This is a genomic window from Micromonospora sp. NPDC023956 (assembly GCF_040639195.1).
Lineage (GTDB): Bacteria > Actinomycetota > Actinomycetes > Mycobacteriales > Micromonosporaceae > Micromonospora.
Window position 1 is genome coordinate 48892 of the sequence record NZ_JBEZZN010000023.1, and the last position, 16028, is coordinate 64919.

The window sequence follows — 16028 nt, forward strand, 5'->3', positions numbered from 1 at the left end:
GCCAGCGGCCGGGCCCCACGTCGAGCGGCGGTGCCCCGGCCGGGACGGACGTCGGGCGGCGGGTCAGCGCCCCGGCCGGGTGGATCGGTCGGGTCAGGCGTGCGCCATCGCCCGGGTGCCGATGAACTCGATCATCGCCCGGTTGACCTGCTCGGCGTGGGTCCACGGGATGCCGTGCGGCGCGCCGCGCAACGTGACCAGGGTGCTCTCCGGCAGCATCGACGCCAGCCGTTGGCCGGTGGCCGGGAACGGCAGCACGGCGTCCGCGTCGCCCTGCACGATCAGCACCGGTACGTCGATCCGGGGCAGGTCGGCGCGGAAGTCGGTCAACCAGGCGTCCACGCAGTCCAGGGTCCCCTTCGCCGACGCCTGTGCGCCGATCTGCCAGTGCGCCCGGTACGCCTCCTCGCTGACCAGCTTGCCCCTGTTCTGCTGGTAGTTGAAGAAGCTGTCGCAGAAGCTGGTCAGGAAGGCGAACCGGTCGGCGGCGATCGCCTGCTTGAAGCCGTCGAAGAGCTTCTGCTCGACGCCCTCCGGGTTGTCCGCCGTCTTGAGCAGGAACGGCGCGAGCGGGGCCAGCAGCACCGCCCGGCTCACCCGGTCCGACCCGTACGCGCCGAGGTAGCGGGTGACCTCGCCGGTGCCCATCGAGTGCCCCACCAGCACCGCGTCGCGCAGGTCGAGCTGGTCCATCAGCATCTTCAGGTCCGTGGCGAGCGTGTCGTAGTCGTACCCGAAGGTCGGCTGCCCGGAGTTGCCGAAACCCCGCCGGTCGTACGTGATCACGCGGTAGCCGGCGTTCAGCAGGGCGATGGTCTGTTTCTCCCAGGTCGCGCCGTTGAACGGGAAGCCGTGGATGAGCACCACCGGTTGCCCGGCGCCGTGGTCCTCGTAGTAGATGTCGATGGGCCCGGAGTTCTCCGAGCTGACGGTGATGAAGGGCATGCGGCCTCCCCCGAGACGTGACGGTCTGACGTCGGCGTCTTCCCGTACCGCCCGGGGTTATGCACCGCGTGCCGCCGCCCCGGTGGGCGGGTCCGTGACCGGCGGCAGGGCCTCAGAGGGCGTACGGCAGGTCGACGACCCGGTCGTCGGCGACGTCGGCGGCCGGGGCCCAGGTCTCGTAGACGCCCCGCTCGTGGCACTGCGCGCCGGTGGCCGCCACCGCCTCCGGACCCGGCCGGCACAGCCGCAGCCGCAGCCAGCCGGTCTCCTCCCGCAGCACCACGCAGGCCGCGTCACGCCACCGGGCGTACCGCAGCCGCCGGGCCACCGACTCCACCGGATAGCGGGCGGAGCGGGTCAACGCCTGCACCCGGAATCCGCCGGGCAGGTCGGCCACCGCCTCGTACTCACCGCCGGCGTAGCCGCCGACCAGCCGGGTCGACGCGGCCGGCTCGGCGATCGGCAGGTACTCCTGGTCGGGGGAGAGGTCGGGCACCGTGGCGAGCAGGTGCCGCCAGCGCGGCCCGACCATCCGCAGCCAGCCCCGTTGCTCCGCCTGGTAGGCGTAGAGCACCACCTCCACCCCCTCCGCCGGGTAGGCGACCAGGGTGGCGTTCGCCGGCATCGGCAGGTCGGCGAAGTCGCGGGTGACGAACTCCGGGACCACCTGGGTGCTGCTCGGCGCGAACCCGGTGCCGAGCACCGCCGCACCGATCCGGTCCGTGGACGCCAGCTCCACCAGGCCCCGGTGCGCCGCGCCGCTGGGCATGTCGTAGTCGGCCGGGTCGACGGCGCGCCAGCGCAGCGCGTAGATCACGTCCTGGGCGGGACCGCCGTCGGTGCGGAGCACCGCCAGCGCCGACGGGGTGCGCAGGTGCGCCACGTCGTGCTCACGGTGACAGAAGCCGTGCGGCAGCAGGCCCCGTACGTGGGCGGTGAGCTGGCGGGCGGAGAGCACCTTCACCATCCGGGTGCCCCGACGGACGACGGCCGAGGCGCGCAGCGTGGCGAGCACCGGGTCCTCGGCGGCGGACGGCTGCTGGGTGAGCTGCTGGACCTGCGACCAGGTCCGGTCCCGGTGCAACGGCACCAGCAGGGGCGCGTCCGGTTCCTCCTCCGCCTGCCCCGGTCCGTCGTGCACGGCGGTCACCTCGGTCGCGTGCACGAACCGCCGCCACGGCAGGGGCGCGCCGGGGCGGGGCGCCCACTCGAAGCCGGGCCGCTCCACCCCGCTGAAGATCTCGTACGCGGCGCCCCGGGCGATCTCCTCCGCCGGGTACGCCGTCCCCCGGTACGTCACGCGCGGGCCGACCCGTGGCGGGGCGGCGTCGCCGGTCTGGGTGGGGGCACTCACCGGCCGAACGGTAAACGCCCTGGGCACCGCAGGGATGAACGGGGGATTGCGGGTGGGGGACGCTGGTCGCCGCCGGTGTGTGATGCTCATCGGCGATGAGTGAGCCGACCGAATCCCGCCGCCAGCGTGCCGCCCGCCGGGCCGGTGAGTTCCCGCCCGCCCCGGAGCCGCTGCCCCACCCCGTCCCGGACAGCCACACCCACCTGGACATCACGGTCAGCGAGGCCGGTACGCCCGGCGGCCCCGCCGACGATCCGGTCGCCGCGGTGATCGAGGTGGCCGCCGCGGTGGGCGTCGACCGGCTGGTCCAGGTCGGCGTGGACGTCGACTCCTCCGGCTGGGGCGCCGACGTCGCCGACCGCTATCCGGCGGTGGTCGCCACCGTCGCCCTGCACCCCAACGAGGCCCCCCGCCTGGCCGACCTGGACGAGGCGCTGCGCCGGATCGAGGCGCTCGCCGCCCGGGACCGGGTCCGTGGCGTCGGCGAGACCGGAATGGACTTCTTCCGGACCGGGGAGGAGGGGCGCGTCGCGCAGGAGGAGAGCTTCCGGGCGCACGTCGCCATCGCCAAGCGGTACGCCAAGCCCCTGGTCATCCACGACCGGGACGCGCACGCCGACGTGCTGCGGGTGCTCGACGACGAGGGCGCGCCGGACACGGTGGTCCTGCACTGCTTCTCCGGCGACGCGGAGTTCGCCGCCGAGTGCGTGCGTCGGGGGTACCTGCTCAGCTTCGCCGGCACGGTCACCTTCGCCAGCGCCCAGGCGCTGCGGGAGGCCGCCGCGCTGACCCCACCGGAGCAGCTGCTGGTGGAGACGGACGCGCCGTACCTGACCCCGATGCCGCACCGAGGGCGGCCGAACGCCTCCTACCTGGTCCCGTTGACCGTCCGCGCGTTGGCCGCCACCAGCGGGACCGACCTGGACGACCTCTGCGCACACCTGTCGGCGAACGGGGAACGGGTCTTCGGCCCGTGGCGGTGAGTCCGCGAGCCCACCACCCCGCCGGGGGGTGGGCGGCGGGCGACGTAGGGTGTGGGGCCATGGCCGTAGACCTGCTCGGCCCGGCGGAGATCCGGGATCTGGCCGCCCGACTGGGCGTGGCACCGACCAAGAAGCTCGGCCAGAACTTCGTGCACGACCCGAACACGGTGCGCCGCATCGTGACCGCCGCCGGCCTCACCCCGGACGACGTGGCCCTGGAGGTCGGCCCCGGGCTCGGGTCGCTCACCCTCGGGCTGCTGCCGGCCGTGGCGCACGTGCACGCCGTGGAGATCGATCCCACGCTGGCCGGGGCGTTGCCGGAGACCGCCGCCCGGTTCGCCGGCCCGGCCGCCGCCCGGCTCACCGTGCACCGTGCCGACGCGCTGCGGGTCACCGCCGCCGAGCTGGCCGATCCGGCGCCGACCGCGCTGGTGGCCAACCTGCCCTACAACGTGGCGGTGCCGGTGGTGCTGCATCTCCTCGCCGAGCTGCCCAGCCTCCGCAGCGGCCTGGTGATGGTGCAGAAGGAGGTCGCCGACCGGCTGGTCGCCGGCCCCGGCTCCCGGGTGTACGGCATCCCCTCGGTCAAGCTCGCCTGGTACGCGTCCGCCCGGTCGGCCGGTCGCGTCCCGCCGAACGTGTTCTGGCCGGTTCCGAACGTCGACTCCGGTCTGGTCGCCTTCACCCGGCACGAGCCGCCCCGGCCCGACGTGTCCCGGGCCCGGGTCTTCGCCGTGGTGGACGCGGCGTTCGCCCAGCGTCGCAAGACCCTGCGGGCCGCCCTGGCCGGCTGGGCGCAGGGTGCGGACCGGGCGGCGGCGGCGCTCACCGCCGCCGGTGTGGATCCGGGTGCCCGGGGCGAGCAGCTGACGGTGGCGCAGTTCGCCGCGATCGCCGCGTCGGCTCCCGCCGGTACGCCGCCCGCACAGTAGGCTGACGCGCGAGTCCGCCTCCGTCAGGCGGACTCGGGTACCGACGACCTGGTCGGGGGCCCGCCACGGGCCGGCCGCCGACTTCGCCGAGGAGTTGATCGTGGAGAAGCCGTTCGACATCCGCCTGCGCGTCCGGGACGTCACCCGGTGACCGGGGCGTGGCGACCGGACGGGGACGACCAGCAGCGGGGGGCCAGCGGCCCGGTCCGGGTCCGGGTACCGGCCAAGATCAACCTTCATCTCGGGGTCGGGCCGCTGCGTGCCGACGGTTACCACGAGCTGAACACCGTCTACCACGCCATCTCGATCCACGACGAGCTGACCGCCCGTCGGGGCGACACCCTCACCCTCACCATGGAGGGCGAAGGGGCCGGGGAGCTGGCCCTGGACGACTCCAACCTGGTGATCCGGGCCGCTCGGGCGTTGGCCGAGCAGACCGGCCGCCCCGCCCACGCCCGGCTGCACCTGCGCAAGCAGATCCCGCTCGCGGGCGGGCTGGCCGGGGGGAGCGCCGACGCCGCCGCGACCCTGGTCGCCTGTGACGCGCTCTGGGGTACCGGGCTGTCCCGCGACGACCTCGCCACGATCGCCGCCGGACTCGGCTCCGACGTGCCGTTCCTCGTCCACGGCGGCACCGCGCTGGGCACCGGCCGGGGCGAGGCGGTCAGCCCCGTCCTGGTCCGCCCTACCTCCTGGCACTGGGTGGTGGCGATCGCCGACGGTGGCCTCTCCACGCCCGAGGCGTACCGGGAACTCGACCGGCTCCGCGACACCGGCGACGCGCCCGCACCGATCGGCAGCACGGACCCGCTCCTCGCCGCCCTGCGCCAGCGGGACCCGGCCGTGCTCGCCGCCGTGCTCGGCAACGACCTCCAGGCCGCCGCCCTGTCCATGCGGCCGGCACTGGCCGCCACGCTCCGCGCCGGGGAGGCCGCCGGCGCGCTCGCCGGCCTCGTCTCCGGATCCGGTCCTACCTGTGTCTTCCTGGCCAGGAACGCCGACGACGCGGAACGGATCGCGGGGGAACTGGCCGTCGCCGGGGTGTGCCGCCAGGCCCGTCCCGCCCACGGCCCGGTCGCCGGCGCCCGCATCTGCTGACCCCCACGCCCCGGGCCCGGGGCGGAGTCGATCTCGTGTCGGGGCGCGGCGGTCCGGGCGGCTAGGCTTGGGGCCGGCGTCCCGTGGTGCCCCTCCGGCATCCGGACGCCTTGATCATGAGAGGTGGGGGAGTGGCCAACATCGTCAACCTGGACCGCGTGTCCAAGGGGTACGGCGCCGCCGGGCCACTGCTCACCGACGTCTCGCTCGGACTCGACGACGGCGACCGGATCGGCGTGGTCGGCCTCAACGGAGCCGGCAAGTCCACCCTGCTGCGGATGTTGACCCGGCAGGAGGAGCCGGACGACGGCCGGGTCACCCACCGCCGCGACCTGCGGGTCGCCTGGTTGCCGCAGACCCTGACGCTGGCCCCGGACGCCACCGTGCGGGACGTCGTCCTCGGCACCGCCTGGCTCGACGAGAGCATGGGCGCGGAGCACGAGTGGGCCGGCGACGCCGGGGTCCGGGCCATCCTCGACGGCCTCGGCATGCCCCACCTCGGCCTCGACCAGCCGGTCGGCCCGATGTCGGGTGGGGAGCGCCGCCGGGTGGCCCTCGCCGCGCTGCTGGTCCGCGAGAGTGACCTGCTGATCCTCGACGAGCCCACGAACCACCTCGACGTCGGCGGGGTCGACTGGCTGGCGAGGCACCTGCTCGGCCGGAAGGGCGCGCTGGTGGTGGTCACCCACGACCGGTGGTTCCTCGACGCGGTATGCACCGCCACCTGGGAGGTCGCCGACCAGGCCGTCCGCGCCTACGAGGGTGGCTTCGCCGCCTGGACCCTGGCCCGCGCCGAGCGGGAGCGGGTCGCGGCGGCCACCGAGGCCCGCCGGCAGAACCTGCTCCGCAAGGAGATCGCCTGGCTGCGGCGGGGCCCGCCGGCCCGGACCTCCAAGCCCCGGTTCCGGATCGACGCCGCCAACGCGCTGATCGCCGACGTGCCGCCGGCGCGCGACACCATGTCGCTGCAACGGCTCGCCACCGCCCGGCTCGGCAAGCAGGTGTACGACCTGGAGCAGGTCACCCTGCACGCCGGCCCGAAGGAGATCCTGCACGACGTCACCTGGCAGGTCGGCCCCGGCGACCGGATCGCCATCCTCGGCGCGAACGGGGCCGGCAAGACGACCCTGCTGCGGATGCTCGCCGGGGTGACCCGGCCGGACGGCGGTCGCCTGGTCACCGGCTCCACCGTCCGACCGGCGTTCCTCTCACAGGAGCTGGCCGAACTCCCGGGCCACCTGCGGGTCCTGGAGGCCGTCGAGGAGGTCGCCCGCCGGGTGCAGCTCGGCGACCGGGAACTCTCCGCCGCCCAGCTCGCCGAGACGTTCGGCTTCGACGACCGCCGGCTCTGGACCCCGGTCGGGGACCTCTCCGGTGGCGAGCGACGGCGGCTCCAGATGCTCCGCCTGCTCGCCGGGGAGCCCAACGTGCTCCTCTTCGACGAGCCCACCAACGACCTGGACACCGACACCCTGGCGTCCCTGGAGGACCTGCTCGACTCCTGGCCCGGCACGGTCGTGGTGGCCAGCCACGACCGCTACCTCGTCGAGCGGGTCACCGACGTGGTCTACGGGATGTTCGGCGACGGCCGGCTGGTGCACCTGCCCGGCGGCGTCGACGAGTACCTCGCCCGCGCCGCCGGGCGGAGCGCCCCGACGCCGGTCGTGACCGGTCCCGCGACGCCCGCCGCGTCCGCCGCCACCGGCATGTCCGCCGCCGGGGCCCGGCAGGCCCGCAAGGAACTCGCCCGGCTGGAGCGGCAGGTCGGCAAGCTGGAGCAGAAGGAGGCCGCCCTGCTCGACCAGCTCGCCGCGAACGCCACCGACTACGCCCGGGTCGCCGACCTCGACGCCCAGCTCAAGGAGGTACGCGCGGAGCGGGAGCGGACCGAGGAGTCGTGGCTCGCCCTCGCCGAGGAGATTCCGGAGAGCTGACCACGGTCGGCCCGCCCACCGTCACAAAGCCGGGGTCCGTTGCGGCGTCACCACACCGTATGCGGGAGAATCATTCGCGAACCCCTCAACCAACCGGCGTTGGAGACTCAGACATGGCCCACACCCCCGTGAACCACCCCGCGCGGCCGATCTACCGGGCGATCGGCGGGCTGACCGGTCTGTACCTGGTGGTCTTCGGTGTCCTCGGCGTCGTCACCACCATGGGCGACGAACTCTTCGCCCAGGATGACACCAAGGTCCTCGGCCAGGGGGCGAATCTCGGATTCTCCCTGCTCGCCATCGTGATCGGCGCGGTCGTGCTGGCCGGCACCGCGCTCGGCCGCAACCGCGACGTGGCGATCAACCAGTGGACGGCGTACGGACTGATGGCGCTCAGCCTCTTCGAGCTGGCCTTCCTCCAGACCGACGTCAACATCCTGAACTTCACCATCGCCACCGTGGTCGTGACCATGCTCCTCGGGCTGGTCCTGCTGATGGTCGGCATGTACGGCAAGGTCGGCACCGAGGAGGACCACAAGGCCTGGCAGGACGCCCGTCTGCTGCTCTGAGCGCGATTCCGGCGCCGGCCTCGGCGGTTCGTCGGACACCCTCCCCGGATCCGGGTGACAATCCGCAGAGATTGCTCCCGGATTCGGAGGAGGGTGTCATGCCGCACTTCCCGGTCAACCATCCTGCGCGCCCGCTCTACCGGGCCTTCGCCGCCCTGGTCGGCCTCTACATCCTGGTCTTCGGCGTCTGGGGCGTCGTGCAGACCTGGGGGTTGCCCCTCTTCGACCGGGGCAGCCACTGGGCCCTCGGACTCCGTACCAACCCGGCCTTCTCGCTGGCCTCGGTGCTCTTCGGCGTCGTGCTGCTGGTCGGCGCGTCCCGCCGGAGCAACCTCGGGCACTACATGAACCTCGCCGCCGGGACGATCTTCATGGTCACCGGCATGCTGATGATGAGCGTGCTCCAGACCGGCGCGAACATCCTGAACTTCTCGATGTCCACGGTCGTCGTCTCGATGATCTTCGGGCTGCTGCTCCTCGCCACCGGTCTCTACGACAAGGTCGGTCCGCCGGAGCGCGCCGAGGACGAACAGCGCCAGCGCAACCACGCCATCAGCCGGCCCCGCTGAGCAATCGCCCCGTACGCGCGGGCGGTCCGTCAGCGGTCGGGAGGGGCGGCGGACGGCGCTCTCACCGGCCGTGGACGGTGATCATCCCCGGCTTCGCCTCCAGGTGGGACAGACCGTTCCAGGCGAGGTTGACCAGGTGCGCGGCCACCGTCTCCTTGCGCGGTTTGCGCACCTCCAGCCACCAGCGGCCGGTCAGCACCACCATGCCCACCAGCGCCTGGGAGTACAGCTCCGCCAGCTTCGGGTCGTACCCCCGGCTCTTGAACTCGGCGCCGAGGATGTGCTCCACCTGGTGCGCGACGTCGTTGAGCACGCTGCTGAAGGTGCCCGTGGCGGAGAGCAGCGGCGACTCCCGGACCAGCACCCGGAAGCCGCTGGCGTCCTCCTCGATGTAGCCGAGCAGTGCCATTGCCGCCTGTTCCAGCAGCTCACGGGGGTGCCCGGCGGTCAGCGCGGTGGTGATCCGGTCCAGCAGGGCGGTGACCTCCCGGTCCACCACCACCGCGTACAGGCCCTCCTTGCCGCCGAAGTGTTCGTAGACCACCGGCTTGGACACCTTCGCGCGGGCGGCGACCTCCTCTATCGAGGTGGCGTCGAACCCCCGCTCCGCGAAGGTCTGCCGCGCGATCGAGATGAGCTGCTCGCGGCGCTGGGCCGCGGGCATCCGTACCCGGGAGGTCGGTTTCGTCGCCGGCGCCGGGACGGCCCGCGCCCTCGACGCCCTGACCGCGGGCGGCTGTCGCCGGGCCGCACCGCCGTCGCCGTCGGGGACGCTGGCCATGTCACCACCTCGCGGACGCTCGGTGACGCCCTGTCGTGGAACGGACCCTCCGCTGTGCGTGCTCACGCGCCCGCCCCGCTGACATCCGTCCGGATCACGGTCCTGGAAGACCCGACCGTACCCCGGCGGTGCCCGTCGGGGGTGCCCCCGGGCTGCCCGAACCCGCCTCCGCTGCCGGCTGTCACCCGGTGACGCCGTCCGCTGCCGGCAGAGGGCACCGCGCGGTGCACCGCTCCCCGGGCGGTCGGGCGTCGGCGGTCGGGGGCCGGGCGGCCGAGGCGGAAGATCGGAATCGGGTGGCAATGAACGATGAGCATCCGGAGCCGGGGCGCTAAGGTGTAGGGAGCGTTGCGGCCACGGACTTTTGTCCGCTTTAGACCTTCCCGGGTCGTCTAATGGCAGGACGTCAGGTTTTGGTCCTGATTGTAGGGGTTCGAGTCCTCTCCCGGGAGCTTGTACACATGAGTGGTTGATGCGTGGTTAGCATGGCCGCAGACTGTCCGACTGCCGACGGGAGCATTCGTCGTGTCCCAGCCGCACCCCCGCATCGTTGTCGTGCTCGCCGCTGGTGAGGGCAAGCGGATGAAGTCGGCGTTGCCCAAGGTGCTGCACCCGCTCCTGGGTCGCACCCTCGTCGGTCACGTCCTGACCGCCGCCGCACCGCTGCGCGCGGAGCGCACGGTCGTGGTGGTCGGGCACGGCGCGGACCAGGTCCGGGCGCACCTGGCCGAGGTCGCCCCGGAGGCGACCCCGGTCCTCCAGGCCGAGCAGCTGGGCACCGGGCACGCCGTCCGGATCGCGCTGGAGGCGGTGCCCGACGCCACCGGCACCCTGGTGGTGATCAACGGCGACGTGCCGCTGCTCCGGCCCGAGACGGTGGCGGCCCTGGTCGGGGCGCACGAGGAGGCGGGCGCGGCGGCCACCGTGCTGGCCGCCGAGGTGCCCGACCCGACCGGCCTCGGCCGGATCGTCCGTGACTCGACCGGCCGCCTCGAGCGGATCGTCGAGGAACGGGACGCCACCGCCGGGGAACGGGCCGTCCGCGAGATCAACGCCGGGATCTACGCCTTCGACGTGGTACGGCTGCGGGACGCGCTCGGCAAACTCTCCACCGACAACGACCAGGGCGAGGAGTACCTCACCGACGTCTTCGGGCTGTTCGCCTCGGCCGGCGAGCCGGTGGCGGTGCACGTCGCCGCCGACCATGTGGAGACCCTCGGCTGCAACGACCGGGTCGAGCTCGCCGCCCTGCGTCGGCTGCTGCGGGACCGGGTCAACGAGGGCTGGATGCGGACCGGCGTCAGCCTGCTCGACCCGGACACCACCTGGATCGACGTGACGGTCACCCTGGAGCGGGACGCGGTGGTCGACCAGAACACCCAGCTCAAGGGGGCGAGCGTGGTCGGGGCCGGCGCGGTGGTCGGGCCGGACGTGACCCTGGAGGACACCGCGGTCGGCGCGGGCGCGACGGTGGTGCGCAGCCACGCGGTGGGCGCCGAGGTCGGCCCCCGGGCCAGCGTCGGCCCGTACGCGTACCTGCGCCCGGCGGCGAGGCTGGCGGAGAAGGCCAAGGTGGGCACCTTCGTCGAGGTGAAGAACTCCGAGATCGGGGCGGGCTCCAAGGTGCCGCACCTGACCTACGTCGGGGACGCCACCATCGGCGAGCAGAGCAACATCGGCGCGGCGACGGTCTTCGTGAACTACGACGGGGTGAACAAGCACCGCACGGTGATCGGCAGCCACGCCCGGACCGGGGCGGACAACATGTTCGTCGCCCCGGTGGCGGTGGGCGACGGCGCGTACACCGCCGCCGGCTCGGTGATCGACAAGGACGTGCCGCCGGGGGCGCTGGGGGTGGCCCGGGCGCGGCAGCGCAACATCGAGGGCTGGGTGGAGATGCGCCGCGCCGGTACGGCCGCCGCAGAAGCCGCGCGGCGGGCCACGGAGGGCGCTTCCGGACAGCTGGCGGGGGCCGGTGAGGGTGAGGCAATCCACGGCGGTGCCGAGCCGGTTCGCGCGTCCGTCGGCGAGGTAGATACTGCAACCGAGTAGTCCCGGATCACCACCTACCCGCGGGAGCAAACGGGCCATGGGCAGCATCGTCGCCGAAAACCGCAAGAGCATGATGCTCTTCTCCGGACGCGGCTTTCCGGAGTTGGCCAGGGAGATCGGTGAGGTGCTCGGCGTCGCGCCGACTCCCGCCGACGCGTACGAGTTCGCCAACGGCGAGATCTTCGTGCGGTACAAGGACTCGGTGCGTGGGTCGGACGCGTTCGTCGTGCAGTCCGTGACACACGGCGTCAACACCTGGGTGATGGAGACCCTGATCATGGTCGACGCGCTGAAGCGTGGCTCGGCCAAACGGATCACGGTGGTGTTGCCGTTCTACCCGTACGCCCGGCAGGACAAGAAGCACCGGGGACGGGAGCCGATCTCGGCCCGACTGATCGCCGACCTGCTCAAGACGGCCGGCGCGAACCGGATCCTCACCGTGGACCTGCACACCGCGCAGATCCAGGGGTTCTTCGACGGCCCGGTGGACCACCTCTTCGCGATGGACATCCTCGCCGAGTACGTCGAGCGCAAGTACGCCGGCCGGCCGATGACCGTGGTCGCGCCGGACTCCGGCCGGGTCCGGGTGGCGGAGCGGTGGACCGACCGGCTGGGCGGCTGCCCGCTGGCCTTCATCCACAAGACCCGGGACCCGCTGAAGCCGAATCAGGTGGTGGCGAACCGGGTGGTCGGTGACGTCGAGGGCCGGGTCTGCCTGATCGTCGACGACATGATCGACACCGGTGGCACGATCGCCAAGGCGGCCGACATCCTCCAGGAGTCGGGCGCCGCCGACGTCATCGTGGCCTCCACGCACGCGCTCCTCTCCGACCCGGCCACCGAGCGGCTGAAGAACAGCCCGATCAGCGAGGTGGTGGTGACCAACACGCTGCCGCTGCCGCCGGAGAAGCAGCTCGACAAGATCACCGTCCTGTCGATCGCGCCGCTGCTGGCGCGGGCCATCCGGGAGGTCTTCGACGACGGGTCGGTGACCACCCTCTTCGGTGGGCTGAGCTGACGTCACGGCGGCGGGGTACGGGGCCCCGCCGCCGGTGCGGCGCACGTCCCCCGCCGGCCGACCGGCCGGCGGGGCGGCGAGGTATGGGGACTGGTGAAGGGCGCCGAATGCGCTCGGGTAGACTGGTCCGGTTGCCACGGCGAGGGTGCCCTGCGGGCCGCTGAGAAGCGCCGCACGGAGGCACCGTCATCGACGCGGTGCTCCGGGCAGTCGTTCCGACTCATGCGCCCCAGCGAGCCCCTCGCCCCAGCACCGCCAGACGACTAAAGCCGCCGCAGCGAAAGCATCAGGAGTTTCCCCGTGTCCGAGGTAAAGATCAGCGCCGAGCCCCGTACCGAGTTCGGCAAGGGTGGTGCCCGTCGTACCCGCCGGGCCGGCAAGGTGCCCGCCGTGCTGTACGGCCACGGCGAGAAGCCCAAGCACATCGCGCTCCCGGCCCGCGAGTTCGCCGCGGCGATCCGCAAGGGCGGCGCCAACCAGCTCTTCGCCATCGAGGTCAGCGACGGCACCCAGGTGCTCGCGCTGCCGAAGGCGATCCAGCGTGACCCGATCAAGGACACCTTCGAGCACATCGACCTGCTGCTGGTCCGGCGGGGCGAGAAGGTCACCGTCGAGGTGCCGGTGCAGCTGACCGGCGACGCCGCGCGGGACACCCTGATCGTGCACGACCACGACACCCTCACCGTGACCGCCGAGGCCACCAAGGTCCCGGACCACCTCGAGGCGTCGATCGAGGGCCTCGAGGCCGGCACCCAGATCACCGCCGCCGACGTCGAGCTGCCGGCCGGTGTCGAGCTGGTCGCCGACCCGGAGACGTCGGTCGCCGCGGTGACCGCCGCACCGACCGCCGAGCAGCTCGAGGCGAGCCTGCCCGAGGCCGAGACGGCGGCCGAGGAGGCCGAGGCTGTCGAGGGTGAGGGCGCCGAAGGTGCCGAGACCCCGGCCGCCGAGGGCGAGGAAACCCCGGCCGAGGCGCGCACCGAGGCCTGAGCTGAGCCGTGCGGCAGGCGTCCCCGATCGCTTCGGGGGCGCCTGTCGTCGTATCACGGCCCTCGTCCCGGGAACGTGGCGGTGGCTGTCGGGAGGGAAAGGGCGGAACGTGACGGACGAGGACCGGCCGTGGCTGGTGGTCGGCCTGGGCAACCCGGGCCGGGAGTACGCCGCCAACCGGCACAACGTCGGCTTCATGGTGGCCGACCTGCTCGCCGGTCGGACGGGTGGGAAGTTCGGGCGGCACCGTCGGGCGATGGCGGAGGTCGCCGAGGGGCGGCTCGGGTTCGGCGGGCCGAGGCTCGTGCTGGCCAAGCCACTGACCTACATGAACCTCTCCGGTGGCCCGGTCGCCGCGTTGGCCCAGTTCTACAAGATCCCCCCGGGGCAGGTCGTCGCCGTGCACGACGAGCTGGACGTCGGGTACGGGCAGTTGCGGGTGAAGTGCGGTGGCGGCGAGGGCGGCCACAACGGCCTGCGCTCCATGACGAAGTCGCTGGGCACCAAGGAGTACGTCCGGGTGCGCTTCGGCATCGGTCGCCCGCCGGGGCGGCAGGACCCGGCGGACTACGTCCTGTCCGACTTCTCCGCTGTCGAACGCAAGGAGCTGGAGTTCCTGGTCGACCGGACGGCGGACGCGGTGGAGTCGGTGATCACCCGGGGCGTCGAGTGGACGCAGAACGCCTACCACGGCGGCTGAGGGCGGGGCGTGCCGGCGGAGACGCCGGTGGCCGGTAGTCTGCGGCTTTGGCGTGGCCCGGACGGGAGTGTGGCATGAGTCCTCCGATGATCGACGGTGCGTTCGCCCGCTGGTTGGCGGCCCGCGCCGGGCAGGCATTGCTGGATCTCCGGGCCGAGATGGGCTTCGGCGACCAGGGCGCCCTGAAGGCGGCCGGGGACAAGGTCTCGCACGACCTGATCCGTACCGAGCTGACCCGCTGGCGCCCGGCGGACGCGGTGCTCTCCGAGGAGGACGAGGGCGCCCGGATGGCCTGGGCGGCCGAGGTGAGCAGCCAGGCGGCCTCCCGGCTCACCGCCGAGCGGGTGTGGATCGTCGACCCGTTGGACGGGACCCGGGAGTTCTCCGAGGAGGGCCGTTCGGACTGGGCGGTGCACGTCGCCCTCTGGGCCCGCAACGGCTCCACCCCGCACCGGTTGGTCGGAGGTGCGGTGGCGCTGCCGGCGCAGCACCGGGTGCTCGGCACCGACCAGCCACCGGCGTACCCGCCGATGACGGTGGAAGCGGCGACGGCGCGGGGAAGGCGGACGCTCCGGCTGGCGGCCAGTCGTAGCCGTCCGCCGGTCTTCCTGACCGACCTGGCCGGGGACGTCGGTGCGGAGTTGGTGCCGATGGGGTCGGCGGGGGCGAAGATCGCGGCGGTGGTGACCGGTGAGGTGGACGCGTACATCCATGCCGGGGGACAGTACGAGTGGGACTCGGCCGCCCCGGTCGCTGTGGCGACGGCCACCGGACTGCACGCTTCCCGGATTGACGGATCTGCGCTGAAATACAACGAGGCGGACCCGCGCCTGCCTGACCTGCTGGTCTGTCGCAAGGATCTCGCCAGCCGGTTGCTTGCAGCGTTGCAGAGGCATGCCGGGGTAGCCTGACCCCCAGTTCCTGAGGTGTCCGACCGGAAAGGTCTGGAATCCATGAGTCGACCCGCACGTACCGAGTCCGCGTCGTGACCGCCCCGGCGGCCTACCGCGTCTCCCACCTGGACGCGTTGGAGGCGGAGAGCATCTTCGTGATGCGTGAGGTGGTGGCGGAGATGGAGCGGCCGGTGCTGCTCTTCTCCGGGGGTAAGGACTCGATCGTGATGTTGCGGTTGGCGGAGAAGGCGTTCGCGCCGGCGAGTGTTCCGTTCCCGGTGATGCACGTCGACACCGGCCACAACTTCCCCGAGGTGCTGGAGTACCGCGACCAGCGGGTCGCCGAGCTGGGGCTGCACCTGATCGTGGCCAGCGTCCCCGAGGCGCTGGAGCGCGGTCTGGTCCGGGAGAGCCCGGACGGGATGCGCAACCGGATCCAGACGCCGGTGTTGTTGGATGCGGTGGAGAAGCATCGGTTTGATGCGTTGTTCGGTGGGGCGCGTCGGGATGAGGAGAAGGCGCGGGCGAAGGAGCGGGTGTTCTCGTTCCGGGATGAGTTCGGGCAGTGGGATCCGAAGAATCAGCGGCCGGAGTTGTGGTCGTTGTACAACGGTCGGCATCATGCGGGTGAGTCGATTCGGGTGTTTCCGTTGTCGAACTGGACCGAGTTGGATGTGTGGCATTACATCGCTCGGGAGCGGATCGCGTTGCCGTCGATCTATTTTGCGCACGAGCGTGAGGTGGTCGAGCGGGACGGCATGCTCTACGCCGTCAACGACTTCTTCCGGCCCCGGGCCGGGGAGGAGCGACGGAAGGCGCGGGTGCGGTACCGGACGGTGGGTGACGCGTCCTGCACGGCCGCCGTCCGCTCGGACGCCGACTCGGTCGAGAAGGTGATCGAGGAAGTGGCGGCGACCCGGATCACGGAGCGGGGGGCGACCCGGGGCGACGACCGGGTGAGTGAGGCCGCGATGGAGGACCGCAAGCGGGAGGGCTACTTCTGATGAGTGCCGAGACGATCACCCCGGAGACCTCGGCCCGCCCGATGGACCTGCTCCGCTTCGCCACCGCCGGCAGCGTGGACGACGGTAAGTCCACGTTGATCGGTCGTCTTCTGTATGACACGAAGTCGTTGTTCACGGATCAGTTGGAGGCGGTGGAGGCGGTCTCCGCGGCGCGGGGGGATGAGTACACGAATCTGGCGTTGTTG

General features: G+C 72.6%; 16 protein-coding genes and 1 tRNA gene. 14 read left to right on the forward strand and 3 right to left on the reverse strand.

The window, feature by feature from the left end; genetic code table 11:
* Positions 1-93 precede the first annotated feature (93 nt).
* Positions 94-945, reverse strand: a complete 852-nt coding sequence (locus AB0F58_RS28410) for an alpha/beta hydrolase (RefSeq protein WP_357149395.1) — start codon at positions 943-945, stop codon at positions 94-96.
* A gap of 112 nt (positions 946-1057) precedes the next feature.
* The gene (locus tag AB0F58_RS28415; protein WP_357149398.1) at positions 1058-2299 is read right to left on the reverse strand and encodes a hypothetical protein; all 1242 of its coding nucleotides are present in this window, start codon (positions 2297-2299) and stop codon (positions 1058-1060) included.
* A gap of 95 nt (positions 2300-2394) precedes the next feature.
* Between AB0F58_RS28415 and AB0F58_RS28420 the strand changes: the two genes are divergently transcribed.
* The 6 genes from AB0F58_RS28420 (at position 2395) to AB0F58_RS28445 (ending at position 8384) form a co-directional block, all read left to right on the forward strand.
* On the forward strand, positions 2395-3282 hold the full coding sequence (locus AB0F58_RS28420) for a TatD family hydrolase (RefSeq protein WP_357149401.1): 888 nt from the start codon (positions 2395-2397) through the stop codon (positions 3280-3282).
* Between the two features lie 59 nt (positions 3283-3341).
* On the forward strand, positions 3342-4214 hold the full coding sequence (rsmA, locus tag AB0F58_RS28425) for a 16S rRNA (adenine(1518)-N(6)/adenine(1519)-N(6))-dimethyltransferase RsmA (protein ID WP_357149404.1): 873 nt from the start codon (positions 3342-3344) through the stop codon (positions 4212-4214).
* A gap of 147 nt (positions 4215-4361) precedes the next feature.
* Positions 4362-5312: a 4-(cytidine 5'-diphospho)-2-C-methyl-D-erythritol kinase gene (locus tag AB0F58_RS28430; protein ID WP_357149407.1), complete on the forward strand. Its 951-nt coding sequence runs from the start codon at positions 4362-4364 to the stop codon at positions 5310-5312.
* A gap of 131 nt (positions 5313-5443) precedes the next feature.
* Complete coding sequence (locus AB0F58_RS28435; RefSeq protein WP_357149410.1) at positions 5444-7246, forward strand: ABC-F family ATP-binding cassette domain-containing protein; 1803 nt, start codon at positions 5444-5446, stop codon at positions 7244-7246.
* A 113-nt stretch (positions 7247-7359) separates the two neighbouring features.
* Entirely contained in the window at positions 7360-7815 is a 456-nt protein-coding gene (locus AB0F58_RS28440) for a DUF4383 domain-containing protein (RefSeq protein ID WP_357149412.1), read from the forward strand.
* 98 nt (positions 7816-7913) lie between these two features.
* A complete protein-coding gene (locus tag AB0F58_RS28445) occupies positions 7914-8384 on the forward strand; it encodes a DUF4383 domain-containing protein (RefSeq protein ID WP_357149414.1) in 471 nt (156 codons plus the stop codon).
* A gap of 61 nt (positions 8385-8445) precedes the next feature.
* Here the strand turns inward: AB0F58_RS28445 and AB0F58_RS28450 are convergent, their stop codons facing one another.
* A complete protein-coding gene (locus AB0F58_RS28450; protein ID WP_357149417.1) occupies positions 8446-9165 on the reverse strand; it encodes a TetR/AcrR family transcriptional regulator in 720 nt (239 codons plus the stop codon).
* Between the two features lie 381 nt (positions 9166-9546).
* On the opposite strand from AB0F58_RS28450, the gene AB0F58_RS28455 reads away from it, so the two are divergent.
* From AB0F58_RS28455 to AB0F58_RS28490, 8 genes are all read left to right on the forward strand, one after another.
* Positions 9547-9617 (forward strand) — tRNA-Gln (locus AB0F58_RS28455).
* A 73-nt stretch (positions 9618-9690) separates the two neighbouring features.
* Positions 9691-11217 (forward strand): bifunctional UDP-N-acetylglucosamine diphosphorylase/glucosamine-1-phosphate N-acetyltransferase GlmU, encoded by a 1527-nt coding sequence (glmU, locus tag AB0F58_RS28460; RefSeq protein WP_357149419.1) that lies wholly within the window; start codon positions 9691-9693, stop codon positions 11215-11217.
* Between the two features lie 37 nt (positions 11218-11254).
* Entirely contained in the window at positions 11255-12235 is a 981-nt protein-coding gene (locus AB0F58_RS28465; protein WP_088980780.1) for a ribose-phosphate diphosphokinase, read from the forward strand.
* Positions 12236-12535: 300 nt separating this feature from the next.
* Positions 12536-13225 (forward strand): 50S ribosomal protein L25/general stress protein Ctc, encoded by a 690-nt coding sequence (locus tag AB0F58_RS28470; protein WP_357149422.1) that lies wholly within the window; start codon positions 12536-12538, stop codon positions 13223-13225.
* Between the two features lie 109 nt (positions 13226-13334).
* Positions 13335-13925: an aminoacyl-tRNA hydrolase gene (gene pth, locus AB0F58_RS28475; RefSeq protein WP_357149425.1), complete on the forward strand. Its 591-nt coding sequence runs from the start codon at positions 13335-13337 to the stop codon at positions 13923-13925.
* An 86-nt stretch (positions 13926-14011) separates the two neighbouring features.
* On the forward strand, positions 14012-14836 hold the full coding sequence (locus AB0F58_RS28480) for an inositol monophosphatase family protein (RefSeq protein WP_357149445.1): 825 nt from the start codon (positions 14012-14014) through the stop codon (positions 14834-14836).
* Between the two features lie 74 nt (positions 14837-14910).
* Positions 14911-15822 (forward strand): sulfate adenylyltransferase subunit CysD, encoded by a 912-nt coding sequence (cysD, locus tag AB0F58_RS28485; RefSeq protein WP_357149428.1) that lies wholly within the window; start codon positions 14911-14913, stop codon positions 15820-15822.
* Positions 15822-16028 (forward strand): GTP-binding protein (locus AB0F58_RS28490; RefSeq protein WP_357149430.1); only part of this gene is annotated, 207 nt, incomplete at its 3' end. The genes cysD and AB0F58_RS28490, both read left to right, overlap by 1 nt.

Bases quoted from the DNA above. Each gene is read 5' to 3' on its own strand.
- AB0F58_RS28465 (WP_088980780.1), top strand. From the start codon at position 11,255: ATGGGCAGCATCGTCGCCGAAAACCGCAAGAGCATGATGCTCTTCTCC.
- AB0F58_RS28420 (WP_357149401.1), top strand. From the start codon at position 2,395: ATGAGTGAGCCGACCGAATCCCGCCGCCAGCGTGCCGCCCGCCGGGCC.
- rsmA (WP_357149404.1), top strand. From the start codon at position 3,342: ATGGCCGTAGACCTGCTCGGCCCGGCGGAGATCCGGGATCTGGCCGCC.
- AB0F58_RS28480 (WP_357149445.1), top strand. From the start codon at position 14,012: ATGATCGACGGTGCGTTCGCCCGCTGGTTGGCGGCCCGCGCCGGGCAG.
- AB0F58_RS28445 (WP_357149414.1), top strand. From the start codon at position 7,914: ATGCCGCACTTCCCGGTCAACCATCCTGCGCGCCCGCTCTACCGGGCC.
- AB0F58_RS28440 (WP_357149412.1), top strand. From the start codon at position 7,360: ATGGCCCACACCCCCGTGAACCACCCCGCGCGGCCGATCTACCGGGCG.
- AB0F58_RS28410 (WP_357149395.1), bottom strand. From the start codon at position 945: ATGCCCTTCATCACCGTCAGCTCGGAGAACTCCGGGCCCATCGACATC.
- AB0F58_RS28450 (WP_357149417.1), bottom strand. From the start codon at position 9,165: ATGGCCAGCGTCCCCGACGGCGACGGCGGTGCGGCCCGGCGACAGCCG.